The organism is Haemophilus parainfluenzae (genome assembly GCF_900450995.1).
In the GTDB taxonomy this organism is placed as follows: Bacteria; Pseudomonadota; Gammaproteobacteria; order Enterobacterales; family Pasteurellaceae; genus Haemophilus_D; species Haemophilus_D parainfluenzae_O.
Window position 1 is genome coordinate 742,354 of sequence record NZ_UGHY01000002.1, and the last position, 25,120, is coordinate 767,473.

Sequence of the window (25,120 nt, forward strand, 5' to 3'; positions counted from 1 at the left end):
CAATCGTCGGCGAGTAGCGCAGCTTGGTAGCGCAACTGGTTTGGGACCAGTGGGTCGTAGGTTCAAATCCTATCTCGCCGACCACTTCTTTTATATTTTCCTCGAAATTCCATACAAAAGATGTAACCCTTGAAATGCGCCCTTAGCTCAGCTGGATAGAGCAACGCCCTTCTAAGGCGTGGGTCAAAGGTTCGAATCCTTTAGGGCGTGCCATAACTCATCTTAATCTATTATTGTTTTTCTAATTTACTTTTTTAGCGAAAATAATCAATTCAACGCATATTTTGTACAATAGAAAATAGCGTAAATTCTAGATCTCAAAATAAATTAATTTAAAAAAATGATTTTAAATTCAGAAAAGAAAATATTTGAATGGCGGTGAGAGGGGGATTCGAACCCCCGATGCACTTTCGCACATACACGCTTTCCAGGCGTGCTCCTTCAACCACTCGGACATCTCACCGTTTTGAAGTGCGTGAAATATAAAGATTTATCTAAGATTAGTCAAGTTTTTTGAGCTAGAACATAAAAAATCCTGTTCCTTTTAGCTAAAATATAAACTTATTCCTTTTTATTGTCGTATTTTTATGCAAATCAAATCTCTCTTTTCTAAAAATGTGTTTCTGGCTGTAAAACCATTTAGCGCATTGAAAGAATCTTTCCGTGAAGGTTACGGAAAACAAAAATTGATTAAAGATATTATTGCGGGTCTCACCGTGGGAGTCATTGCGATTCCCCTCTCCATGGCCTTAGCCATTGCCAGCGGTGTTCCACCACAACATGGCCTTTATACGGCTATTGTGGCGAGTATTGTGATTTCATTAACTGGTGGATCGCGTTTCAATATTTCTGGACCAACCGCGGCATTTGTCGTAATTTTATATCCCGTTACCCAACAATTTGGACTCAGTGGTTTGCTCATGGCTACGCTACTTTCGGGGATTATTTTAGTCATCATGGCCTTGTCTCGATTAGGACGACTAATTGAGTATATACCTCTCCCCGTTACACTTGGCTTTACCTGCGGGATTGGCATTACCATCGGCACCTTGCAAATCAAAGATTTCTTAGGTTTAGATATTGCCCAGATGCCGTCTCACTATATTGAAAAAGTACAGGCTATTTTGACCGCACTTCCGACGATTAGCTGGGCTGATACTGCTGTTGGTTTTGCCACCTTATTTGTACTCACACAATGGCACAAACTTCGTTTACCTATACCAGGTCATTTGCCTGCAGTCATTATTGGTACACTGATGGCATTAGCATTAAGACAATTTGGCTTCTCGGTTGAAACTATTGGTACGGCGTTCCACTACACCTTAGCGGATGGCACAACGGGAAATGGCATTCCGAATGTCTTGCCCGAGTTTGCCTTACCTTGGAATATTCCAAACGCGCAGGGTGAAATCATTAATTGGAATTTTGATAAAATACAAGATCTCTTACCTGCAGCTTTTTCAATGGCAGTATTAGGTGCGATTGAGTCCCTACTTTGTGCGGTCATTTTAGATAATATGACGGATACCAAACATCGCTCCAATAATGAATTACTCGCTCAAGGCTTAGGGAATATTGTTTCACCATTCTTAGGCGGGATTACCGCAACTGCAGCTATTGCGCGCTCAGCCGCTAATGTGAAATCGGGTGCGGTATCACCAATATCTAGTGTTGTTCATGCACTCTTAGTCTTATTCTCACTGTTATTCTTTGCGAATGCCCTGTCTTACTTGCCACTTTCCTCCATGGCTGCTCTATTGTTGATGGTCGCATGGCATATGGCAAATCTGCCTGAAATCATTCGTTTGGCGCGTCGTTCCACACAAAATGAAATTGCGGTGTTGTTCACTTGCCTAATTCTCACTGTGTTATTCGATATGGTGATTGCTATCTCAGTTGGCGTATTATTGGCGAGCCTCTTATTTATCCGTACCATTGCAGAAATGACAAAAGCCATTGAGCAACCTGCACCAGAAGATCTGAATGATGTGTTAGCTTACCGTATCAGTGGCCCATTGTTCTTTGCGGCGGCAGATAAACTCTTTGCTGATTTACACGATAAAACCGTACATACGGATCACGAGATCAAACATATTGTATTGCAATGCGATGCCGTGACCGTGCTTGATACTGGGGGTATTCATGCACTCACCCACTTTGTACAACATATGTTGCCACATCAACAAATCTACTTGTGCAATATGCAGTTCCAACCACTGAGAATGTTAGTGAAATCAAACTCTGTTCCTGAATTGCAAAAAATCAACTACGGCTCAGATTTACAAGATGTCTTTAATAAAATTCGTGAGTTTGAACAAGCAAATCCATAAAACAGTGAAAAGCGTGCTAAAATAGGCACGCTTTTTTATCAATAAAAATAAAGGAATTCAGAATGCGTCCAAATAATCGTGAAAATCATCAATCTCGTCCAATCAAAATCACCCGTAATTACACGAAACATGCTGAAGGCTCAGTATTAGTTGAATTTGGTGATACCAAAGTATTATGTACGGCGAGTGTTGATGAAAGCGTACCGCGTTTCTTAAAAGGACAAAATCAAGGTTGGGTTACGGCAGAATATGGCATGTTGCCACGCTCTACACACAGCCGTATGCAACGTGAGGCCGCAAAAGGCAAACAAGGTGGACGTACCATGGAAATTCAACGCTTAATCGCTCGTTCATTGCGCGCAATGGTTGACTTAGAAGCCCTTGGCGAACGTTCTATTACCTTAGACTGCGATGTGATTCAAGCGGATGGCGGTACAAGAACTGCTTCGATCACCGGTGCAGCAGTGGCTTTATGTGATGCTATCAACGGTTTAATCGCTAACGGCACATTAAAAACCAATCCAATCAAAGGTCTGGTTGCGGCAATTTCGGTCGGAATTGTTGAAGGTGAAGCCGTATGTGATTTGGAATATGTGGAAGATTCAGCCGCTGAAACAGACATGAACGTTGTGATGATGGAAGATGGCCGCATGATCGAAGTGCAAGGTACTGCAGAAGGTGAACCATTCAGCCACGAAGAATTACTCACCTTATTAGGCTTAGCAAAACAAGGCTGCGAACAAATCTTCGCTGCACAACGTGAAGCATTAGGTTTATAGGAACAAAAAATGGAAAGCTACAAAATCGAATTTATTAAGTTCGCGTTGAGTCGCCAAGTCCTCAAGTTTGGTGAATTTACCCTAAAATCAGGTCGAAAAAGCCCTTATTTTTTCAATGCCGGATTGTTTAGTACTGGCGCAGATCTTGCTCGCTTAGGTGAATACTATGCTAAGGCAATTCAATCAAGTGCGGTCGATTTTGATGTCATTTTTGGACCTGCCTATAAAGGCATTCCGATTGCGACGAGCGTTTCCATTGCACTATTCAATCAATTTAATCGTGATACACCTGTTTGCTTTAATCGCAAAGAAGCCAAAGATCACGGTGAAGGTGGTAATTTGATCGGTAGTTCATTAACAGGCAATGTATTATTAGTCGATGACGTGATTACTGCAGGAACCGCTATTCGTGAATCCATGGCGCTTCTTGAAGCCAATCACGCCAAATTAGCTGCTGTCTTTATTGCATTAAACCGTCAGGAAAAAGGCAAAGGGGAACTTTCTGCTATTCAAGAAGTGGAACGCGACTATCAGTGCAAAGTGCTTTCCATTATTGATTTTAATGATTTAATGCAATTCATTGAAAATGAAGCCGATTATCAGCAATATTTGCCAGCGATGCGTGCTTATCGTGAAAGTTATGGTGTGTAATTCATCACTTGAAAAATAAGAATAAAGCCATATTAATGTAAGGGCAGACATTTGCGTCTGCCCATTATTGTCAAAAGACCTTTTGACCGCACTTTAGGGAAGAGAATGTATTTTTTTGGAAAGATTATCGGCGTTTTTCTCGGTTTTAAATGGGGTGGTTTTTTCGGTGCCATCGCAGGACTCATTTTAGGCTCAATCGCAGATAAAAAACTCTATGAGCTTGGTTCGGTTAACTCTAGCTTTTTTAAGAAAAAAACGACCCGACAAGCACTCTTTATGCAAACCACTTTTGCGGTACTTGGACATTTAAGTAAATCCAAAGGTCGAGTGACGGAAGAAGATATTCAACTGGCAAATCAATTGATGAACCAGATGCAATTAGATGAGAGTCATCGAAAACTTGCTCAAGAGGCATTTAGTCGAGGTAAAGCAACCGATTTTCCACTACGTCAGGTGATTCGCGAATTCCGCATTGGATGTGGACAACGCGCTGATTTATTGAGAATGTTCTTGCACGTGCAAGTGCAAGCTGCCTTTGCTGATTCTCAATTACATGACTCAGAAAAAGAAGTGCTTTATGTGGTGGCTGAAGAGCTTGGTCTTTCCCGTATGCAATTTGAGCAAATGCTCGCAATGGAAATTGCAGCTCGTCAATTTACTCAAGGTGGATTCTATCGCCAATACCAACAAGGCGGTTATCAACAGCAAGGTGGTTATCAATACCAACAACAAGGTGGTTACCAACAATCTTCTGGCCCAACATTAAGTGATGCTTATAAAGTATTGGGCGTGAGTGAAAGTGATGATCGTAATGCTGTAAAACGTGCATATCGTCGTTTAATGAATGAACATCACCCAGATAAATTAGTCGCTAAAGGCTTACCGCCAGAAATGATGGAAATGGCCAAAGAAAAAGCGCAACAAATCCAAGCCGCTTACGATTTAATTTGTAAAGTGAAAGGCTGGAAATAGTGCGTGTTATCCTCGCCCCCATGCAAGGGGTGCTCGATCCTTTCGTTCGCCAACTTCTAACTGAAGTGAATGAATACGATCTCTGCATCACCGAATTTGTCCGCGTGGTGGATCAACTCTTACCCGAAAAAGTCTTTTATCGTCTTTGCCCTGAACTCAAAAATCAGGGCTTTACACCTTCTAAAACACCCGTTCGTGTCCAACTTTTAGGCCAACATCCGAACTGTCTTGCTGAAAATGCCAATCGCGCTATTGAGCTTGGGTCACATGGTATTGATTTAAATTGTGGCTGCCCATCCAAAACTGTTAACGGGAGTAACGGAGGTGCAGCTCTACTCAAACAACCTGAATTAATTTATCAAGCGACTCTAGCCTTACGAAAAACTGTACCTTACCATTTACCTGTCAGTGTAAAAGTAAGGTTGGGTTGGGATTGTACTTCACAGGCTTTTGAAATTGCCGATGCCGTACAACAAGGTGGCGCGACTGAAATCACCATTCACGGCAGAACCAAAGCCGATGGCTATCGTGCTGATCGCATCAATTGGGAAAAAATCGGTGAAGTGAGATCTCGCTTGACGATCCCGGTGATTGCTAATGGTGAAATTTGGTGTTGGGAAGATGGTCAAGCATGTTTGAAAGCCACAGGTTGCGAGGATCTGATGGTCGGACGTGGTGCATTAAATATTCCGAACCTAAGTCTTGTACTCAAACAAAATTGTGAAAAAATGCCTTGGGCGGATATTCAAAAAATCTTGCAAAAATATGCGAAAATGGAAAACTTCCATGATTCAGGTTTTTATCATGTTGCCCGCATCAAACAATGGCTACGATATCTTAATAAAGAATATCCTGAAGCGGATATCGTTTTTGAGCGAATTAAAACCAGCAAAACAGCAGAAGATCTGAGAGAACGACTCTATCAGGGCTAAAAAAGTGTGGTCAGAATAGACGGTTTTTTTAGCATTATCCCCATTCGTACGATGAGTTAAACACTCAAACAGAACTTAACCAAAATCAAAAAGTTATCATACCGAACCAGTATAATCGATGAGGCATATACCACAGAAAAGGAGAAGTGCCTTATGAAGACTTGTCTAGAGGTTCATTTTGTGTATCAAAGTGAAGATAAATCGTTAGCCGTAATCGCAGTAATGGTGAATGAAGGTGAAGCTAATCCAGCATTAGCACCAGTCGTTGAGAAAAAACTCACCGTTGGACAAAAAGAAAAATTGGCTCAACCGATTGATATTCAAGCGCTAATGCCAAAAGAGATGGCACGCTTCCGCTTAAATGGATCGCTCACTACGCCACCTTGTAGTGAAAATGTGGCTTGGACCATTTTTAAATCACCAATTCAAGCAAGTAAAGCACAAATTGCCGCGATAGAAGAAATGGAAGGAAAAAACAACCGCCCAACGCAACCATTAAATCACCGTGATGTGGAAGTTGAACAATAAATAAAAAATGCGTAGATAGTTTCCACGCATTTTTTATTCGATTAGAAAAGATTAAAGGTGAATGTTGCCATCATAGATATGAGTGGCATCGCCTGTCATATAAAGCGGTGAGCCTACGCCTTCCCACTCAATAAGCAAGCTACCACCAGGTAGATCAACCTTCACTTTGTTATCAAGTAGACCTTGCATAATTCCTACCGCCGCTGCAGCACAAGCGCCACTGCCACAAGCTTGCGTTTCACCTGCACCACGTTCATATACACGCAACCTAATGTGGTTACGATTGACGACTTGCATAAATCCAGCGTTTACTCTTTCTGGAAAACGTTCATGACTTTCTAAGAGTGGCCCTAACTCTGCTATATTGGCCGTTTCAACATTGTCCACTTGAACAACGCAATGTGGATTGCCCATTGATACTGCACCACAAAGCACCGTTTGAACATCGGTACGTAAAATATAGTTTTTTTCAAATTTGTTGGCAGTAAAAGGAATTTTATTGGGTTCCCAAATCGGCTCGCCCATATTGACGCGAATTTGCCCATCTTCTTTTACTGTTAAAACCATTTTTCCTTTTTGTGTGCTTACTGCAATATCCTTTTTATTAGTCAGCCCTTTTAAGGTGACAAAACGTGCAAAACATCTTGCCCCATTTCCACATTGCGACACTTCACTACCATCTGCATTGAAAATACGATAATGGAAATCTAAATCTGGATCATAAGGTGGCTCAACGATTAAAAGCTGATCAAAACCAATACCACGATGACGATCGGCTAAGCGTTTAATGGTTTCAGGGGTAAAATAGGCATTTTGCGTCACAGCATCAACAACGACAAAGTCATTGCCAAGGCCATGCATTTTGGAAAACTGCATGTTTCCTTCCTTGATTTGAAAATTTTTTGACATTATAGAGAGCAGTAAGCCGAATGGCAAATAGCCTGAATAGACAAAGTGCGGTCAAAAAACACGGTATTATGTAGCAATTGCACAAAGATTTAATTTGTTGTTTCTGTTACATTTTCTTATCTTTTATGTACGAAAGGTAAGAATAGTCAATGACAAAACAAAAATCAACTTTGGAAAATGCGCTTGAAGAAGCGATTGAAGAAATTGAAACCGAAAAGGAAGAAATTGCAGCGCAAATCAAGCAACTCCATAAAGAATTAAAAGATCTTGATCGGAAGATTTCAGACTATCGTGTGGCATTAAATCACGCAAAAGGTCGGGAAGAACCGCCTTTACCTTCAAACCCCAAATTTAGAAATCTTCGTTTCCAAACTTCACCTCAACAGTTGATTGCTCAGGTACTAAAACAAGAGCCTTCAAAATGGTTAAGTGTGAAGGAGATTACATATCAGGCGATGAAGTTAGATGGGCAAGAGATTGAAGAAGTTATACCGTATAAACAATCACAAACGATTGCTTGTACATTAAACTATTTAAAGTATAAATCGTTAGTGGAAAAATGCTTAATAGATAACTCACAACATTGGCGATTGAGAACACTTGAGTAAGGATAGTAAATAGCGGTAGAAATACCGCTATTTTTGTTTCCATTGCCAGTGAACCTCATTTCGGCTGATTTGAACCCTATTAATCCATTCTCTTTTATAAAACTCATTCAGTTGTTTACGAACAGAATCAAGGTGCTTTGCAGATGGCGTGTCAGGATTTAGTTCAATATCAAAAATGCGCTGCGTGAGTTCGGCAATTGTAAAGGCTTTATTGGGTGCTTCTTGCATCATTTGTACGATGTATTTACGAATTTTCCCTTTAAAGAGCTTATACTTGGAACGGTACACAAAGTTATCCGTATTATAAAGGGCAACATCACTTTCCTGTTGAGTAAGCTCAATAGCACGTTTTAATGTGGCAATATTCGCCTCAAGTAACGCAAGATGATGCAAGACTTGTTTACGCTCAAACTCAAATTCTTTGAGCTTCTTATCTAGGTTATATGCCATATATCTACTGCCAAATCACTTCTTGATGAATAATTTTACGCTGCCAATAACCGCACCATTCATTGTTATCGTTGGTGGTTTTCAAACATCGACTTAATACATCAATAAACTGCGCTTTATTTGAAGTACGGCGATTGTCCTCACGGTACGCAATTTCATTAGCATAGTTAAGTAAGTATTCGTTGCTGATTCGGTGAACTTGTCCGTAATACATACGCTTAAAACGACTGAATAGACTTTCTGCCTGATTGTTTGTTACACCTAAGTCACTACGATATTCTTCTTTATGGTTTACCGTTCTCAAGTTATAGTAAGGCAACAAGACATCATAAGCCGTACTTTCATCGGTATTGATTTGCGTATTAGGTTTAATGAATTTTTCAGCAAAACTTTTCACTACTGATTGCGATTCTGTATGTGCCACAAAAACGTGAGAACGTTTTGCTCCACAATGCAGCGCATTACTGGCTTTTTCTTCTGGCGAATAATGCTCACGAGCAACCATTACACAACGTTTATCAGGATTCTGATTTTCCTTTAAGCGATAGTCAATGCGGTCAGCTTTCTTATTCGCTTTACGTGGTGCAGGATGCACATAAGTGCCGTCCATATCCACTACACCTGAAAGGGGGTTCATATCACGACTTTCTAATAACGCCTTGCGGAATTTATGTGATAAAACAAATGCCGTGCGAGGATTAAGTTTTGCATTACGCGCTAATTGAAGGGAAGATAAGCCTTTGACGGCATTTACCCACTCCATTAAAGCATAGAGATAAACCTTAATCGGTTTCTTGCGATTGGCAAAAATGGTGCCAGAAGTGACGCTGAAAGTATGATTACAATATTTGCAACGCCATTGTTTGCGTGTAGAAATATAATAAGGCTTGTGTTGTACCCCACATTTAGGACAAGTGATAAACTCTTTTCCACCCCATCTTAATTCACAAAGCAAATCATACGCTTCTTCTTCCGAGAGTTGTGCAATCTCGTAGGAAGAAAGCGTGCGAGCTTTGCTAGAAAGTAAGAAATGCTGAGTCATCGTCTTGTTTAAAATTTATGTTAATAGAGATTTTAAATATGCTCAAACGTGATAAAATGCGTTTAAACCGAAAACAAATATACGCTCGTTTGCGTAATTTGTCAATTTTAAATCGAAAATGGAACGCTCAAATGTGTATATCAGAAAGATTGAGACAAGTTTGTGAAGCTAAAAATTGGAAAATTACAGATTTTGCAGAGCAGGCAGGAATAGCTTATCGTACGATGCAGGGCTATATCGGTGGTGAACGTGAGCCTAATGCAGAAGGAATGTCAGGCATTGCCAAAGCTGGCGTGAATTTGAACTGGCTCGTGAGTGGTGAAGGGGAAATGTTTCAGATTGCAATGCAAGAAATTGCGATGTCAGAGCAAGAAGAAAAATTACTCAACAACTATCGCACGATGCCTAAAAACTTAAAAGATGCTTTCTCAATTTCTTTTAAAGAAATTTCAGAGAAACAATAATTATTACTTGACACACAAACGTAAGGATCAAAAAATGTTTAACGCAACGCAACGCAACGCAACGCAACGCAACGCAACGCAACGCAGAATAGTCTAACAACAGGTTTTCAATCTTCCAATCCTTTTTTGGGGGAGATTGAAAATGTCTAAATCTACTAAAAATACCAATCTTTCAGTAGCGAAAAAAGCCAAAAATGATGAGTTCTATACTCAATTTCACGATATTGAAAAAGAGATGAACGCTTATCTTGATTTCGATGCTAATGTATTTCGTGATAAAACCATTTTGCTACCATGCGACGATCCTGAATGGAGTAATTTTACCAAATACTTTGCTCAAAATTTTCATCGTTTAGGACTCAAAAAGCTTATTAGTACTAGTTACGCCCATCAATCTAAGCATTTAAACACTCGGTTCCAGCCCTCATCATTTGAACGCAATGACCCGAAATTTGACGCTCAACGATCTCCACAAAAAGGCAAAATTTTTACCCTTACTCAAGATTGTAATGCTGATGGTATTATTGACTTGCAAGATTTAGAATGGCGATATTTAGAAGGCGATGGAGATTTTCGTAGTGATGAAATCAAAGCCTTGCGAGATGAGGCAGATATTATCGTGACTAATCCTCCTTTTTCCTTATTTCGAGAATTTTTAGCTTGGATTGTTGAAGCAGGTAAAAAATTTGCGGTAATTGGTAATATGAATGCTATTACTTACAAAGAAACTTTCCCTTTAATCAAAGAAAATAAAATGTGGCTTGGAGCAACAGGTTTTAATCAAGGTATGTATTTTAAAGTCCCTGAAAATTTTGTTTATGCAGAAAGTTATAAATTTGAACGAGAGCAAAATGGAGAGAAAGTTAATCGAGTACCTGCTGTCTGCTGGTATTCAAATTTAGAACATGGTCGTCGTCATCAACCATTACAACTAATGACAATGGCAGACAATCTAAAATTTAACAAACAAATTACCAATGATCCTAATGCATATCAAAAATATGATAATTATGATGCTATTGAAATTCCTAGAACTAACGGTATTCCAAGTGATTATAATGGGGTAATGGGAGTTCCGATTAGTTTTTTGGATAAATATTGCCCTGAACAGTTCAAAATTATTTGGCAAACAAGCGGTAATACACGAGCTTCTGCCCTAAAGAAATATTAGAAATTTTAAATTATTCTCAGCACCCTGAAGATAGAGGTGGCTGTACGGTTATTAACGGCAAACGCACTTATGGTCGTATTCTTATTAAACATATTACTAAATAAGGCTACTTGAAAATGAAAACTAACTTAAATACGTCAATCACAATTCAACAACTCTGTGATGGTTTTGTTTATAACGAATTAGAGGGGAAAGGGTTATTTGGCTTATCAGGCAAGCTCACTATTCAGCCAGAATATCAACGCAGTTACATTTACAATGATGGTAAAAAAGATGTTGCCGTTATCCAATCTATTTTGAACGGCTATCCACTCGGGTTGATTTATTTTAATCAAACTGATGACGGTAACTTTGAAGTATTGGATGGACAGCAACGTATTACCAGTATTGGGCGTTTTGTTACCAATAAATTTTCTATTGTATTCAATGGTATTGAAAATACATTTGATAGTTTACCCAAAGACCAACAAGAAAAAATCTTAAATACAACTATTTTAGTTTACGAATGCTATGGTACAGAAAGCGAAATAAAACAATGGTTTAAAACTATTAACATCGTAGGCGTACCGCTCAATGAACAAGAATTACGAAACGCTATTTATTCAGGTATTTTTGTTACTAAAGCTAAAGAGTGGTTTAGTAACTCTCGTAATACCAATATACAAAAATGGAATGCTTATATCAAAGGTGATGTTAAACGCCAAGAAATTTTGGAGTGCGCATTAGGTTGGGTAAGTTGTGGTGATATTGATGGCTATATGGCAAAGCATCGCACTGATAACAATATTGACGAATTAAAAGCATATTTTGAAAGTGTAATTGATTGGATTAATACTACATTTAGCGAAGTAAAAAAAGATATGTGTGGCTTAGAATGGGGGCGCTTGTACAAAACCTATAAAGACAAACCATACAGTCCAAGTAAATTGAAAGATGAAATCAATAAATTGTATTTTGATGAAAATGTAACTAATCGCAAAGGTATTTGGGAATTTGTATTGGGAGATTCTTCTAATACACGATTGTTAAATATCCGTATTTTTGATGATAAAATCAAAAAACAAGCCTACAGAATACAAACAGATAAGGCAAAACAACAAGGTATCTCAAATTGTCCACTTTGTGCCAATGGAGATAATGCCAATAAAACCAGAATCTGGGCTTTGAAAGAAATGGAAGCCGACCATGTTTCCGCTTGGAGTAAAGGAGGTGACAGTACACTTGAAAATTGTGAGATGCTTTGCCTTACACATAATCGCATAAAAGGAAATAAATAGAAAAATGATCGAAAATAAAATTGAGTAAACCTATTTTTGATTTTATCTATATATCCTTGTTATGGGTATGAGCAAATTATCAAGGTTCAATGAACAACCAGAACCTGATTATTCATACCTTAAATCAGCCCCGAAAGGGGTTTTTACTTGACGAATCCGTAATTTCGGATTACATTCAAAACTCATTTTTTAGGGAAAAACTCTCAGCAAGAATGACTACAATTTGCCAACGAATCAAGAATTTTGCCTCTAGCTTTTCTTCAAATGAGAAAGATAGATAAACCGCAAGAATTGAGCATCTCGCACGTTATGGGAGAATACCTTATCCCAAAAGCCTCGAAAGGGGGCTTTTTTGTTATAGATAAATAGATGAATGTTTTACATACAAACTATCATTGACGACTAAAAGATTTAAGGTTACATTCTATACAGGGGCTTGACGAGTGTAGTTGTCGCGTCTAATCTTAATAATTATATACCATGATAAAAAATGGTTATTGTAAAGTATAGGTATTGTATGAAAATTACTCGTTTTCTCTGTTCAAAATTACATGGTTTCTTAGATATAGATATCACATTTAATAGTGATCTTAATTTCATTACTGGTATTAATGGTGTTGGGAAAACGGCAGTATTAAAAACTATAAAAGCTATAACTGCTCCAATTCCTGACTTTCATTACTTATCTAACCTTGAGTTTAGTAATATTATTGTTTATTTGGAAAAAGATAGAAATAAATATAAAATAGAATGTAGGCTAGATAATTCTATCAAAAAGTTAAATATTAAGAATATTACAAAAGAGATTAATGATAATCCTGATCTTGTTGACGAAAAAATATGGATTAACATACCTAAAAGTGATTCATTTGAAGAAATAGAATATAAATTCAAAAGAAGTGAGTTTTATAAAATAATTCCAAAAGAATTCTCTTGTTTATTTTTAGACTTAAAAAGAAATATGATTGAAAATAAGATTAGTCAAGATTTCAATGATTTTCAGGATAATTTTTTAATAAGAAAATATTTTTCTAGTAAGGCAGAACTATCTCATAATGAAATAAAAAATGCTATCGAGAATAAAATTAAAATACTACATAATGAAATTGAGAGTCTGCAAGTAAATCTATATTCTGACATTCTACAAATTTGTTTTGAATTCATGACCGTAAATGATCATTTACAAATTTCAAATTATGAAAGTGACATTAATGAATTGATTAAAAGCAAGCCTGATGTAATCAGAACAATAGAAAATATCGAGAAAAAGTTTAATATAAAAAATATTAAAGATAAAATCAATGATTTTTTTGATAAACTATCAGAGATAAATAAAACAAAAAAGAGGAAGAAAGACGAATAGTTTTAATACTAAACAGTCAGAAGCTTGAAATAACTAAAAAAATTATAAGAAAGATAGAAGGGTATAATAAAGGTGTTGAGGGCGTTAGAAAACCTATAACATACTTTATAGATACAATAAATAATTTCCTTCAATATACAGGGAAATGTATAAGTGTTACTTCAACAGGAAAAATTTTCGCAACACATACAGCCTCTAAGAGAAAACTCAATATAAATGAACTTTCTTCAGGTGAACAACAAGTGATTACTATTGTATCCCATATTATATTTAGAGAAAAAAATAATTCTTTAGTATTAATTGATGAACCTGAACTATCTTTACATGTTCATTGGCAAGATATGTTAAGAAATTTTTTTGAAAACTTTAAAGAAAATAAAACTGTTCAACTAATATTAGCAACCCATTCTCCAGAATTAATTTATGATCTAGAAGATAAGTGTATTCCTTTAAGTTGCAGAGCAAAAAATGACAATAAATGACTTGCCCAAAAGACAAAATATCAAACATTTAAGAGAAAATTTTTATCAAGATATAAATGATGTTTTGCATTTATATATAGAGGATACCTCTGAAGGATATGATAAAATATATTACTTAATATTTAGCAAGCTTTTCTCAGGCAAATTTTCTAATATAAAAATTGAACCTGTAGGCTCAAGGACATTAGTTCTTAATAAACATAAGAGTCTTATTCAAGAGAATGAAGCACCTTATAGTCCGAGTTTATGTATAATCGATGGAGATCTATATTTATTAACTAAAAATGAGCCTTGTCAGAAAGGTCTTTATATTTTACCTATGTATTGTATAGAGAATTTACTGTTAAGAACGGATGAAGAGAGTATAATCGAATTCTTAAATATTAATTCATCTAAAATAGAGGACTTTTCTTCTAAACTAAAAATTAATGAATTTAATTCAATGATTTTATCACTCCTTTATATGAAAGTTTTGCTATTGCATTCTCATTAAATGAGTTAAAGGAAATTGAAGGTCCTAACCCAGCATTAATATCAAATTCTTTAGATAAGATAAAAAATAAGGAATTATGCAGTAAAGGTATATATTATAAGCTATCCGAAAATAAGGTTAATGAACTATGTAATGACATAGATGCCTTGTATAAAAATTGTCCTTCGTATGATGTAATAAAATCATCAATCTCAAATAAAATCTGTAAAGATAGTGATAAATTAAGATTTATTTCTGGTAAAGAGCATTTGTTTCCATTATTCCTTGAAAAATTAAAGTATGTTGGTAATTGTTCGATAGATAAATTAAAATTTCTAAGATACTTAGCTCAAAAATGTGACGTAAAACAAATATCTTCTTGTGAAGGATTTATATTAATGGAGAGATGAGTTGGATAAGATGTATTCTATATTTATTGATTCAGATAAGAAGTATGAGCTTCTTAAAGACGAATTATTAAAAATTGGTTGTTGTAACTATTTAATTTCAAATGGTAAAAAATATAATGCTCCTGAAAAGTTATTTTTTTACAACTCTAATATAAAAGAAAGAAGAGATGTATTTGATGAAATTAATGAAATACTCATTGAACATGAAATAGATGCTAAAGTAGTCATAATGCAGACCGAAGGTCGTCTCTGGTATGGTCTGGAATTATCTAAGGATGAATAATAAACTTAGTCACGAATCAATGATTTGCCTTTACTTTCCCTTAAATGTGAAAGATAGATAAACCGTCAAAATTGAACATTTTGCACATTATGGGCGAATGCTGCAATGAGTTTATCTAGGCGTTAAGTCCACAAGTTCCTTGTGGCGGTACGGTATTCGAGGCATAAATGCTTTGAGCCGACTTGAGATTTTCAAGTGGGCGATTTTTTGTGTCTGGCGTTTAGCAAATCTCGAATGCCTTGTACTACACAAGGAAATTCGCAATGGCTCAACATTATTTACTTTCAAGTAAATCAAAAAACATCAATTTAAAAGATATTTTACGCCTTACTGAAGAAAATGCTTTTCACCTTTTAAAAACTCACCGTTGGGGCAACCCTGATAATGTTCGTGATGTATGCTGTCCGCATTGCGGTATTCGCCACGAAGCCTATTTCCTTGCTTCTCGTAAACGTTGGTGCTGCAAACATTGCAAACGCCATTTTTATATTACGACAAATACAGCCTTTGCCTTTCATAAAGTTGATTTAGTCGATATTCTTGCTGTCATTTTAATGATGGTAAATAGCTCAAAAGGCATTAGTGCGATTGATGTTAGTCGTCATCTTAATTTGAACTACAAAACGGCATTTGTACTTTGTGGGAAAGTTCGCGAAGCTTTATTTAAAACGCGCGATTTAAGTCCATTGTCAGGCGAAGTTCATGAAGATGGAATGTGGATCAACTTTACCTTGCGTCCAACTAATTTTCGTAAAAACAATCATAAACAACGTCAAAAAGCCGATGAGAAAGGTCGCAAATATCCTAAATTTAGAACGACTAAACATTGTCTATTCGCTATTACACAACGTGCTGCAAATGATAGTAATATATCTGGAGCAAATCGTACCATTGTTGCAATGGATTACACCGAAAATGCGGATACTGTTTTTGCATTGAATCAACGCTTTGTGAAAGCAGGCAGTGATATTATGTGTGATGAAAACCCTGCTTATAAAAGTCTTGATTTTCACTACACCCGTTGGTCGGTGAATCATCAAGAGGCTTATAGTGCGAAAGGTGTAAACAACAATCTAGCAGAATCCTTTAATGCCAGAATGCGTGATTTAATGCGTGGCACACATCATAAAACCGATAATAAATATGCCTTACATTATGCTAATCAAGCTGCATTCTTTTCAGATAACCGCCGTAAATCAAATGGGGAACTCTTTGAAGATGTCCTCAAACGTTGCTTATGGGTATTGCCGCTCAAAGAGTGGATCGGTTACTGGCAAGGAAATCATCGTGAAGGTGAGCTTCTCGGTATGAAAGCCTTTGCACCTAACGAAATTTCATCACACTACTTTAAGCGACTTGAAGAACAAACTGCATACGATGAAATTCTGATGGCAGCATAGAATCGTATAGACGCTAATAGACTTAGATAGAATTATATAGAAAGAAATAACTTACCTGAATAAAGGTTGAGAGGATTAGCTACGCCTTGAATTTGAAAAAATGGAAATTTGATGTGAAAAATTGCGAGGTTGAAGTTATAATTTTAGTTAAAAGAAATGCCTTTCACGATTTTTATTCGGAAAGGCATTCAAATTTATGCGGTAAATTAGTCAATTTTCGGACTTTGTGCAACTGCTACATAATACCGAAAAAACACTTTATTTTCTCACCGCACTTTCATCATTACATCCAAGCGTTATTACGAATAATCCCTACTGCAATCCCTTCAATTTCAAAATGAGGTTGTTCTTCAAGATTAACAACAATCGGCTGAAACTCTTCATTTTCTGCATGCAGATAAATAACTGAACCTTTGCGTTCTAAGCGTTTTACTGTCACTTCATCTTCAATTCGGGCAACAACAATTTGTCCATTTCGCACATCTTTTGTGCTATGTACGGCAAGAAGATCGCCGTCTAAAATACCGATATCTTTCATGGATTGACCATATACTTTTAATAAAAAGTCAGCTTGTGGCTTAAACATATTCGCATCAACACGATAAGTGCCTTCAATATGTTGCTCAGCCAGAATCGGCTCCCCTGCTGCTACGCGGCCGATGAGCGGTAAGCCTTCTTCTTCCTCATCATTTGCACTGTCATCAATAATGCGAATACCGCGAGAAGCCCCTGCAACAATTTCAATTGCACCTTTACGAGCAAGTGCTTTTAAATGTTCTTCCGCCGCATTAGGGGATTTAAAGCCTAATTCACGAGAAATTTCTGCACGAGTTGGCGGCATACCCGTAGTTTCTAAATGGCGCTTTAAGAGTTCCAGCACTTCTTGTTGTCTGGCAGTTAATGGTCTCATATACACTCCTGTTACTTTATACAGAATAACTGTTAGTATATACAGAAAGATGACGATTGCAACAACTATTTTCTAGCGATAAAAGTGCGGTCAATTTTTTTCATATTTTTGAGTGTTCATCACAAATCTCAAATGTAAATTTTTAGAATTTGACTGGTCTAATGTGTTAAAATGCCTGACAATACCTAGAAATGTCTAACAAAAAGAGAACGTTAATTATGTCTGGCATCGTAAGTACTTATCGTAAATTATTAGAATTACCGCTTTCGGTTTTAGTAAAAAATAATCCAATCCCCGCTCAACCAATTGAAGAGCTTCAACTCAATATCAATCAACCTATTCTTTATGTTTTGCCTTACACCTCTCAAACTGACTTCGTCATTTTCCGTCGTAACTGTTTGAGCGTAGGTTTGCCTGATCCAGCTGAAAAGAATGTGATTGATGGCGTAGCATTACCACGTTATGTCTATTTAGACGAAGGTCGTCGCTTTTTTAAATCAAAAGGCGCAAAAGATGAAACCGCCAAAGTCTTCAATAAATACTTAGAATTGCATCGTGATGTTGCTGATTTAGATGTACAATTGATCCCTGTTTCGGTGCTTTGGGGACGTTCACCAGGTAAAGAAGATAAAGCAAGCTTACCGAATCTGCGTTTATTGAATGGCATTCAAAAAACCTTTGCGGCAATTTGGTTTGGTCGTGATACTTTTGTGCGTTTTTCTCAAGCGCTTTCTTTGCGTTACATGGTAAATGAACATGGTTCTGATGAAAAAATTGCACAAAAACTGGCTCGCGTGGCTAAAATGCACTTTGCTAAACAACGCATTTCCGCGACAGGGCCTCGCTTGCCAAACCGCGAAGCCATGTTTAATAAGCTATTAAATTCTCAAGCAATTCAAAATGCCATTGAAGATGAGGCAAAATCAAAAAATATCAGCCGCGATAAAGCCTATGCTGAAGCCGAAAAAATTCTTCGTGAAATTGCAGCTAATGTAAGCCATTCCAGCCTTCGTGCGGCAGACCGTTTCTTACGTTGGCTATGGAACAAACTGTATTCCGGTATTGATGTACAAAATGCGGACCGCGTGCGTAAATTAGCATTAGAAGGACATGAGATTGTTTATGTGCCTTGTCACCGTAGTCACATTGACTATTTATTACTTTCTTATGTGCTCTATCACCAAGGTCTTGTACCGCCACATATTGCAGCGGGGATCAACTTAAACTTCTGGCCAGCGGGTCCTTTATTCCGTAGCTGGGGAGCATTCTTTATTCGCCGTACGTTTAAAGGTAACCGCCTTTACTCTGCAATTTTCCGTGAGTATTTAGGGGAATTATTCCACCGCGGTTATTCCGTCGAATACTTCATTGAAGGTGGCCGTTCTCGTACAGGTCGCTTGCTTGCACCGAAAACTGGTATGATGTCAATGACGCTACAAGCACTTCAACATAACCAGACTCGTCCTATTTCTGTAGTGCCGGTGTATATCGGTTATGAGCACGTATTAGAAGTGGACACTTACGCAAAAGAATTACGTGGCGCAGCGAAAGAAAAAGAAAATGCTGGCTTAGTTTTACGTGTGATTAAAAAATTACGTAATTTAGGTCAAGGTTTTGTGAATTTCGGTGAGCCAATCACGCTTTCCAATTACCTCAATCACCATTATCCAGAATGGAAAGAACAACATCATGAAGATAAACCTCACTGGTTTAACCATGCTGTTGGGTCTATTTCTAATCAAGTGATGGTGAATATTAATAAAGCGGCTGCTGTCAATGCGATGAATTTAGTGGGGACCGCTCTACTCTCTTCTCGTCAGCGTGCACTTTCTCATGAACAGCTACTAGAACAACTCTCTAGTTATCAAGAAATGTTAAAGAATGCACCGTATTCTACTGATGTGGTACTGCCAACTGATACACCAAAAGCGATGCTTGAGCATGTACTAAGCTTAGACCGTGTTGGCGTGTTAGTTGAAAAAGATAACTTTGGGGAAATTATTCGTTTAGAACGTAATTCCGCTGTTCTCATGACGTATTACCGCAATAATATTCAACACTTATTTGTGTTGCCTTCACTTATCGCGAGTATCGTTTTACATTATGAAGCGATTCAAAAAGATTTATTATTGGATGCGGTACGTAAAATTTATCCATTCTTAAAAGGTGAACTCTTCCTTCATTTCACTGAAGAAGAATTAGATACACAAATTAAAGCTATTATTGATGAATTTGCGTGTCAAGAAGTTATTCAATCCAATGATAATTTCTTATCGATCCACCGCTCTAAAGTGCGTATTTTACAACTTTGGTCTGCGGGTATGCGCGAAATCTTACAACGCTACTACATTACAGTAAGCATTTTGCGTAGAGATCCTGAAATTGCCCGTGGTTTACTAGAAAAAGAAAGCCAATTGGTGGCACAGCGTCTTTCCGTATTACACGGTATTAATGCGCCAGAATTCTTTGATAAAGCAGTATTCTCTGCCTTCATTGCTCACTTGAAAGAAGAAGGTTACTTCGATGATGACAAAGAAAAATTACACGAGCTTGCCACAATCTTAGAACATTTAATTTCTAGTGAGATTTGCTTAACGATCAATAGCGCGGCAGATAAAGCAGATGAAGTTAAGATTGAAGTAGAAGAAGATAAATCAAATAAAGATGAATAATCTTTAGTGAAATAACAAAAGGGCGTATTGGAGATCCAACACGCCCTTTTCTTTATACGATTAATTCAACCAGAAATAATATCCTATTGTCGCGATAACCAATATACACACAATATTTAAGATAAACCCAGCTTTAACCATATCACTTTGGCGGACCTCACCTGTACCAAACACGATTGCATTTGGCGGTGTTGCTACCGGTAACATAAATGCACAAGATGCACCTAAACCGATAATTAACGCAAGACCAATTTCCGGCATACCGAGAGATTGTGCGATAGAAATAAAGATTGGTACTAATAACGCTGCACTCGCGGTATTGGAAGTGAATTCAGTTAAGAAAATAATGAAGGTTGCGACCAATAAACCAATGAGGTAGTAGTGTTGCCCTTGAACTAAGAATACAATACCGTCAGCTAGAACTTTACTTGCACCAGAATCTTTTAACACTGCACTCAAGGTTAAACCACCACCGAAAAGCATCAATACGCCCCAGTCAGTATTTTCTTGAATTTGTTTCCAATTCGCCACACCAGTAGAACAAATAACAACAGCAGCAAGTAATGCTACCACGCTATCAAAACTACCGATATTTTTGGCAAGACCAAATACACCTGAAATCATTGGATTAATATAGCTACTAAATACCCAGCAAAGTGCAATTACAGCAAAAATTACAAGCGTTAAAATACGTTGGCCATTCATTTCAATACGCTCAAAATTTTGCTCAAAACGTAAATTAAGTTTTGGTTTAAATACAATGAAAAGCGTACCAACCATTAATGGCATCAAAATAATCATAATTGGCAAGCCATACCATAACCAATCTGAGAAAGTTAAATGTAAGTTACTTGCGACGATAGCATTTGGTGGACTACCCACTAATGTTCCCATACCACCAATACTCGCACTGTATGCAATACCCAATAATACGAAGACATAAGTATTGTGTTCTTTTTCTTTATCAAGTTGGCTTAAGATCCCCATGGCTAAAGGTAACATCATTGCAGCTGTCGCAGTGTTACTCATCCACATAGAAAGGAAAGCGGTAATAGAGAAAAGGTACATCACAGCAACCAATAAATTACCACGAGCCATCGCCATGATTTTATTAGCAATCATTTTATCAAGCTTTTGCATATGTAAAGCCGTCGCTAAAGCAAATCCACCAAAGAATAAGAAAATGGTTGGATCGGCAAAGGCGACCAAAGCTTGCTTGGTTGTCACCAAATCAAGTGCAATCGCAAGCAATGGCACCAATAGAGCGGTCACTGTGACATGTAATGCTTCAGTTAACCAAAGGATTGCTACCAAAGCTAATAATGCTAAACCTGCATTTTCCTTAGGTGCAAAAGGTAAGGCTTTAAGTAAAATAAAAAAACAGGCTATCGCTAGCAGAAAGATAATCCCACTTTTATAATTTTTTGCTGTGTTTGTTTCGTTCATGAGTCCCTCCAAACTGATTACAGATGAACTATTTGCGATGTTAAATGAATGTTACAAACTTTCAACCAACAAATGTTTAAAATGTGATCTTGTTCAAAAAAATTTTAACAAAAAAAGTGCGGTTATTTCTAACCGCACTTTAAAAAGGTCAATAATTTCAAAATTATTCTTCTTCGAAATCTTCTAAATCTAATGCTTCTTGTGAAAGAATAATACCTGTTAAATCAGCATAAATATAATCTTCAGGGAAGAACGTCACGCCACCAAAATTTACAGGAAGATCACTTTCACCATGATTATTTTCATCTGCGCCAACTGGAATTGGTGCAAGCGCATGAATACCAATATCAATATTTTCAAGCTGTTGAATTTGACGCACGGCACCATAAACAATAATACCCGCCCAGTCATTATCTGCCGCAAGTTGTGCAAGCTCAGCATCAATTAAGGCACGACGTACTGCACCACCGCCATCTACGACAAGCACTCTGCCATTACCATTTTCTTCGAGAATTTCGGCAATTAATCCATTATTTTCAAAACATTTTACTGTCGTCACTTTGCCGTAGAAATTGCTGACACCACCAAAACTAGAAAAAATTGGTTCAACCACATCCACTTGATCAGCATAAATATCACAAAGTTCTGAAGTATCGATATACATAATGTACCCCTTGTCGGTAAAATTTTTTCTCTAGTATAAGCCGATTTAGCCGATAAGCAAGCCTAAACTAAACAAGATATTTATAAATAAAGAAATCATTGACATCTGTGCTAGCATAGGACGTAACACTGCAGGTTCTTTGCTACGATAAACAAATAAGGCGTGTTTTAATAACAGTGGAAATGCCAATAAAAATAAGAAATGCCAAGGACTAAACGCTGTTGATGCCGCAAATAGCACATAACATAAAGCCGCAACACTTAATAAAACACAATGATAAATACGTCCTTTCTTCGGGCCAATACGCACAACCAGGGTATTTTTCCCTACTTTCGCATCTTGCTCAATATCACGTAAATTATTGATATTTAAAACGGCTGTTGCTAATAAACCTGAGCCTAACGCAGGTAAAGTAATTAAGCTATCAATGCTGTGAGTTTGTAGATAATAAGTTCCACCTACCCCCAATAAACCAAAAAAGAGCAATACTGACAGATCGCCTAAACCTAAATAACCATAAGGTTTAGCCCCTACGGTATAAGTAATGGCAGCAATAATGGCAAGAATACCCAAACCTGCAAAGGCCAATAAATCTGTGAGACTTTGATATGCTATACCAATTAAGAATGCACCTGAGAAAAATGCTCCCACCGCCATTAAAATTAAGCCCCATTTAAGCTCATTCGCAGAAATTGCACCTTGCTGAATACCACGTAAAGGCCCAATACGTTCTTCGGTATCTGACCCTTTTTGATGATCGCCGTAATCGTTAGCAAAGTTGGAAAGTACTTGCAATAAAATAGTAGTGAGCAAGCAAAGTAACATCACGGTGAGATTAAAACTTTCTTTATCCGCCCAATATGCCAATGCTGAGCCAGTAAAAATAGAAGCTAATGCCAAAGGCAAGGTTTTTGGGCGAGCGGTTTCCCACCACATTTTCAATTTATGATTTGTCATTTTTTTTGACCGCACTTTTGATTACAATAAAGGGCGTATTCTACACGGAAATTGCCTTTTTATGAATGATTTAACACTGACTCTTCACCCAATTGCGGTGATTCACACGCCTTACAAAGAAAAATTCTCGGTGCCACGCCAGCCTGATTTAGTACAAGATGGTATTGGTATTGTGGAACTGCTACCTCCCTATAATTCACCAGAGGCTGTGCGAGGATTAGAGCAATTTAGCCATCTTTGGCTTATTTTCCAATTCGACAAAATACCCCATGGGAAATGGCAATCCACTGTTCGCCCCCCTCTTTTAGGCGGCAATCAACGTGTCGGTGTATTTGCTTCACGCGCTACGCATCGCCCTAATCCGCTAGGCTTATCCAAAGTAGAATTGCGCCAAGTGGAATGTATTCATGGGCGTGTTTTTCTGCATTTGGGCTCTGTGGATCTTGTAGATGGCACACCGATTTTTGATATTAAGCCTTATATTGCCTATGCTGATAGTGAACCCGAGGCAAAGTCAAGTTTTGCACAAGAAAAGCCACCTGCAAAATTAAACGTAGAATTTACAGAAATGGCCCAAAGTGCGGTTGAAAAATATCACAAAAATCGACCACACTTAGCAAGATTCATTACGGAAGTGATCGCACAAGATCCTCGCCCGGCTTATCAACAAGGTAAAGAAACCGATCGCATTTATGGTATTAGTCTTTACGAATTTAATATTAAATGGCGTATTAAAGCTGGGACAACAGATTGTGTCGAAATTCTCGATATCCAAAAATTAAAAGAACAAAAAAGCTGACTTTCGTCAGCTTTCTTTTTATCGTTTTAATTCTGTCTAATCTGGCAATGCATTCAGCACAGCTTTGACGAGCGTTGCCAATGGAATAGCGAAAAATACGCCCCAGAACCCCCATAATCCACCGAAAATCAGCACCGAAATAATGATTACTAAAGGATGTAAATTAACGACTTCGGAGAATAAATACGGTACTAACAGGTTTCCATCTAGAAGTTGACTTACCGCAAAGGCCACAATTAAATACCAAAACGTTGGAGAAATGCCAAACTGGAACATGGCAACTAAAGCAACAGGAATCGTCACCAATACCGCACCAATATAAGGGACTAAGACAGAAAGACCTACGGCAACAGAAAGTAATAACGGATAATTTAAACCAAAGCTTAAAAAGATGATATAAGTCACCACGCCAACAATCAAAATCTCCAACAACTTGCCATGAATATAATTCGCAATTTGTTGCTGCATCTCATTCCATACTTTAGAAGCTAAAAGACGGTTTTTAGGCAAAAATCGGCTTACACCCGCAAGAAGTTCGGTTTTATCTTTCAGCATAAAGAACATCATTAATGGCACTAAAAATGCATAAATACCCAGTGATACAAGGTTCATTAATGAGGTAATCGACAATTTCACCGCAGATTCACCAAAGCCCAAAATCTTCGCTCTAGCAGCACTAAAAAAGGTATCAATCATGGTGTAATCGATGAGTTCAGGATAATGCTCAGGAAGGGCTAACAACCATTCATGTAATTTATTGAACATGGCCGGCAAATCGCTTAATAAGGAAATCGTTTGATTCCATAATGTTGGTACTAGCCCGAAGAAAACTAATAACGCCAAGGTTAAAAAACCACCAAAAATAATTAACGTGGCGAGCATTCGGGGAAATTTTAATTTTTTCGTCAGGAAATTAATTGGCATTTCCAATAAATATGCTAATACAATGGCAATCAGCAACGGGGCGATTAAATCACTAAAGAAATAAATCGCAATAAAGCCAAATAACAAAATGGCAAGTAGCCCCATCGCCTGCGGATCGCTTAAGCGGCGACTATACCAATTTTTTAGCATTTCAAACATAAAGTCTTCCTAAACAAGTATTTTTTGTCATTATAAGTTAAAATTTAAATCAATCCTATATCCACT

At 37.4% G+C, this 25,120-nt stretch carries 25 protein-coding genes and 3 tRNA genes; 19 read left to right on the forward strand and 9 right to left on the reverse strand.

The annotated features are described in order from the left end of the window. The first annotated feature begins 7 nt into the window (after positions 1–7). Positions 8–84, forward strand: a tRNA-Pro gene (locus DX522_RS03715). Positions 85–136: 52 nt separating this feature from the next. Then, positions 137–213: transfer RNA gene (locus DX522_RS03720), tRNA-Arg, on the forward strand. 160 nt (positions 214–373) lie between these two features. On the opposite strand, the gene DX522_RS03725 is transcribed toward DX522_RS03720, so the two are convergent. Then, a tRNA-Ser gene (locus tag DX522_RS03725) sits at positions 374–463 on the reverse strand. 124 nt (positions 464–587) lie between these two features. Here DX522_RS03725 and dauA point away from each other — a divergent pair. The 6 genes from dauA to DX522_RS03755 all read left to right on the forward strand — a co-directional run bounded on the left by dauA (position 588) and on the right by DX522_RS03755 (position 6,192). After that, the gene (dauA, locus tag DX522_RS03730; RefSeq protein ID WP_115179867.1) at positions 588–2,330 is read left to right on the forward strand and encodes a C4-dicarboxylic acid transporter DauA; all 1,743 of its coding nucleotides are present in this window, start codon (positions 588–590) and stop codon (positions 2,328–2,330) included. Positions 2,331–2,392: 62 nt separating this feature from the next. Then, positions 2,393–3,109 carry a ribonuclease PH gene (gene rph / locus DX522_RS03735; protein WP_049365314.1) on the forward strand — a complete coding sequence of 239 codons (717 nt, stop codon included), beginning with the start codon at positions 2,393–2,395 and terminating at the stop codon, positions 3,107–3,109. 9 nt (positions 3,110–3,118) lie between these two features. Further along, positions 3,119–3,760: an orotate phosphoribosyltransferase gene (gene pyrE / locus DX522_RS03740; protein WP_115179868.1), complete on the forward strand. Its 642-nt coding sequence runs from the start codon at positions 3,119–3,121 to the stop codon at positions 3,758–3,760. A gap of 105 nt (positions 3,761–3,865) precedes the next feature. Next, positions 3,866–4,732, forward strand: coding sequence for a co-chaperone DjlA (gene djlA, locus DX522_RS03745; protein WP_049363344.1), 867 nt, complete (start codon positions 3,866–3,868; stop codon positions 4,730–4,732). Beyond that, a complete protein-coding gene (gene dusC / locus DX522_RS03750) occupies positions 4,732–5,664 on the forward strand; it encodes a tRNA dihydrouridine(16) synthase DusC (RefSeq protein ID WP_115179869.1) in 933 nt (310 codons plus the stop codon). The genes djlA and dusC overlap by 1 nt, the downstream gene beginning before the upstream one ends. Before the next feature lie 153 nt (positions 5,665–5,817). Then, entirely contained in the window at positions 5,818–6,192 is a 375-nt protein-coding gene (locus DX522_RS03755) for a carbonic anhydrase family protein (RefSeq protein WP_262054158.1), read from the forward strand. Positions 6,193–6,243: 51 nt separating this feature from the next. Here DX522_RS03755 and dapF read toward each other — a convergent pair whose 3' ends face one another. Next, positions 6,244–7,068: a diaminopimelate epimerase gene (gene dapF, locus DX522_RS03760; protein WP_115179871.1), complete on the reverse strand. Its 825-nt coding sequence runs from the start codon at positions 7,066–7,068 to the stop codon at positions 6,244–6,246. A 182-nt stretch (positions 7,069–7,250) separates the two neighbouring features. Here dapF and DX522_RS03765 point away from each other — a divergent pair, with 182 nt between their 5' ends. Further along, complete coding sequence (locus DX522_RS03765; RefSeq protein WP_115179872.1) at positions 7,251–7,709, forward strand: hypothetical protein; 459 nt, start codon at positions 7,251–7,253, stop codon at positions 7,707–7,709. Between the two features lie 27 nt (positions 7,710–7,736). On the opposite strand, the gene DX522_RS03770 is transcribed toward DX522_RS03765, so the two are convergent. Beyond that, positions 7,737–8,159 (reverse strand): hypothetical protein, encoded by a 423-nt coding sequence (locus DX522_RS03770; RefSeq protein ID WP_115179873.1) that lies wholly within the window; start codon positions 8,157–8,159, stop codon positions 7,737–7,739. A gap of 4 nt (positions 8,160–8,163) precedes the next feature. Beyond that, positions 8,164–9,201: an IS1595 family transposase gene (locus DX522_RS03775; protein WP_115179874.1), complete on the reverse strand. Its 1,038-nt coding sequence runs from the start codon at positions 9,199–9,201 to the stop codon at positions 8,164–8,166. A gap of 131 nt (positions 9,202–9,332) precedes the next feature. On the opposite strand from DX522_RS03775, the gene DX522_RS03780 reads away from it, so the two are divergent. The 8 genes from DX522_RS03780 (at position 9,333) to DX522_RS03815 (ending at position 16,523) form a co-directional block, all read left to right on the forward strand. After that, positions 9,333–9,665 (forward strand): helix-turn-helix domain-containing protein, encoded by a 333-nt coding sequence (locus tag DX522_RS03780; protein ID WP_115180884.1) that lies wholly within the window; start codon positions 9,333–9,335, stop codon positions 9,663–9,665. A 142-nt stretch (positions 9,666–9,807) separates the two neighbouring features. Continuing rightward, positions 9,808–10,836 (forward strand): adenine-specific methyltransferase EcoRI family protein, encoded by a 1,029-nt coding sequence (locus DX522_RS03785; protein WP_115179875.1) that lies wholly within the window; start codon positions 9,808–9,810, stop codon positions 10,834–10,836. A 116-nt stretch (positions 10,837–10,952) separates the two neighbouring features. Continuing rightward, positions 10,953–12,113, forward strand: coding sequence for an HNH endonuclease family protein (locus DX522_RS03790; protein WP_115179876.1), 1,161 nt, complete (start codon positions 10,953–10,955; stop codon positions 12,111–12,113). A 517-nt stretch (positions 12,114–12,630) separates the two neighbouring features. After that, positions 12,631–13,476, forward strand: coding sequence for an AAA family ATPase (locus DX522_RS03795; protein WP_115179877.1), 846 nt, complete (start codon positions 12,631–12,633; stop codon positions 13,474–13,476). 29 nt (positions 13,477–13,505) lie between these two features. Continuing rightward, complete coding sequence (locus tag DX522_RS03800) at positions 13,506–13,958, forward strand: AAA family ATPase (protein WP_262054280.1); 453 nt, start codon at positions 13,506–13,508, stop codon at positions 13,956–13,958. Continuing rightward, positions 13,945–14,451 (forward strand): DUF4435 domain-containing protein, encoded by a 507-nt coding sequence (locus DX522_RS03805; RefSeq protein WP_115179879.1) that lies wholly within the window; start codon positions 13,945–13,947, stop codon positions 14,449–14,451. Before DX522_RS03800 ends, DX522_RS03805 begins: the two co-directional genes overlap by 14 nt. 390 nt (positions 14,452–14,841) lie before the next feature. Further along, positions 14,842–15,123, forward strand: a complete 282-nt coding sequence (locus DX522_RS03810; RefSeq protein WP_129110919.1) for a hypothetical protein — start codon at positions 14,842–14,844, stop codon at positions 15,121–15,123. A 263-nt stretch (positions 15,124–15,386) separates the two neighbouring features. Then, the gene (locus DX522_RS03815) at positions 15,387–16,523 is read left to right on the forward strand and encodes an IS1595 family transposase (RefSeq protein ID WP_115179881.1); all 1,137 of its coding nucleotides are present in this window, start codon (positions 15,387–15,389) and stop codon (positions 16,521–16,523) included. A gap of 283 nt (positions 16,524–16,806) precedes the next feature. Here DX522_RS03815 and lexA read toward each other — a convergent pair whose 3' ends face one another. Further along, positions 16,807–17,433, reverse strand: coding sequence for a transcriptional repressor LexA (gene lexA, locus DX522_RS03820; RefSeq protein ID WP_005698192.1), 627 nt, complete (start codon positions 17,431–17,433; stop codon positions 16,807–16,809). Between the two features lie 218 nt (positions 17,434–17,651). Here lexA and plsB point away from each other — a divergent pair, with 218 nt between their 5' ends. Then, positions 17,652–20,105, forward strand: a complete 2,454-nt coding sequence (plsB, locus tag DX522_RS03825; protein WP_115179882.1) for a glycerol-3-phosphate 1-O-acyltransferase PlsB — start codon at positions 17,652–17,654, stop codon at positions 20,103–20,105. Between the two features lie 60 nt (positions 20,106–20,165). Here the strand turns inward: plsB and DX522_RS03830 are convergent, their stop codons facing one another. The 3 genes from DX522_RS03830 to DX522_RS03840 all read right to left on the reverse strand — a co-directional run bounded on the left by DX522_RS03830 (position 20,166) and on the right by DX522_RS03840 (position 23,172). Next, positions 20,166–21,551 (reverse strand): DASS family sodium-coupled anion symporter, encoded by a 1,386-nt coding sequence (locus tag DX522_RS03830; RefSeq protein WP_115179883.1) that lies wholly within the window; start codon positions 21,549–21,551, stop codon positions 20,166–20,168. A gap of 163 nt (positions 21,552–21,714) precedes the next feature. Next, positions 21,715–22,215 (reverse strand): ribonuclease E activity regulator RraA, encoded by a 501-nt coding sequence (gene rraA, locus DX522_RS03835; protein ID WP_065243719.1) that lies wholly within the window; start codon positions 22,213–22,215, stop codon positions 21,715–21,717. Positions 22,216–22,260: 45 nt separating this feature from the next. Further along, positions 22,261–23,172, reverse strand: coding sequence for a 1,4-dihydroxy-2-naphthoate polyprenyltransferase (locus tag DX522_RS03840; RefSeq protein WP_049363355.1), 912 nt, complete (start codon positions 23,170–23,172; stop codon positions 22,261–22,263). A gap of 61 nt (positions 23,173–23,233) precedes the next feature. Here DX522_RS03840 and tsaA point away from each other — a divergent pair, with 61 nt between their 5' ends. Then, positions 23,234–23,971: a tRNA (N6-threonylcarbamoyladenosine(37)-N6)-methyltransferase TrmO gene (gene tsaA / locus DX522_RS03845; protein WP_115179884.1), complete on the forward strand. Its 738-nt coding sequence runs from the start codon at positions 23,234–23,236 to the stop codon at positions 23,969–23,971. Positions 23,972–24,007: 36 nt separating this feature from the next. Here tsaA and DX522_RS03850 read toward each other — a convergent pair whose 3' ends face one another. After that, a complete protein-coding gene (locus DX522_RS03850) occupies positions 24,008–25,054 on the reverse strand; it encodes an AI-2E family transporter (RefSeq protein WP_115179885.1) in 1,047 nt (348 codons plus the stop codon). Positions 25,055–25,120 lie beyond the last annotated feature (66 nt).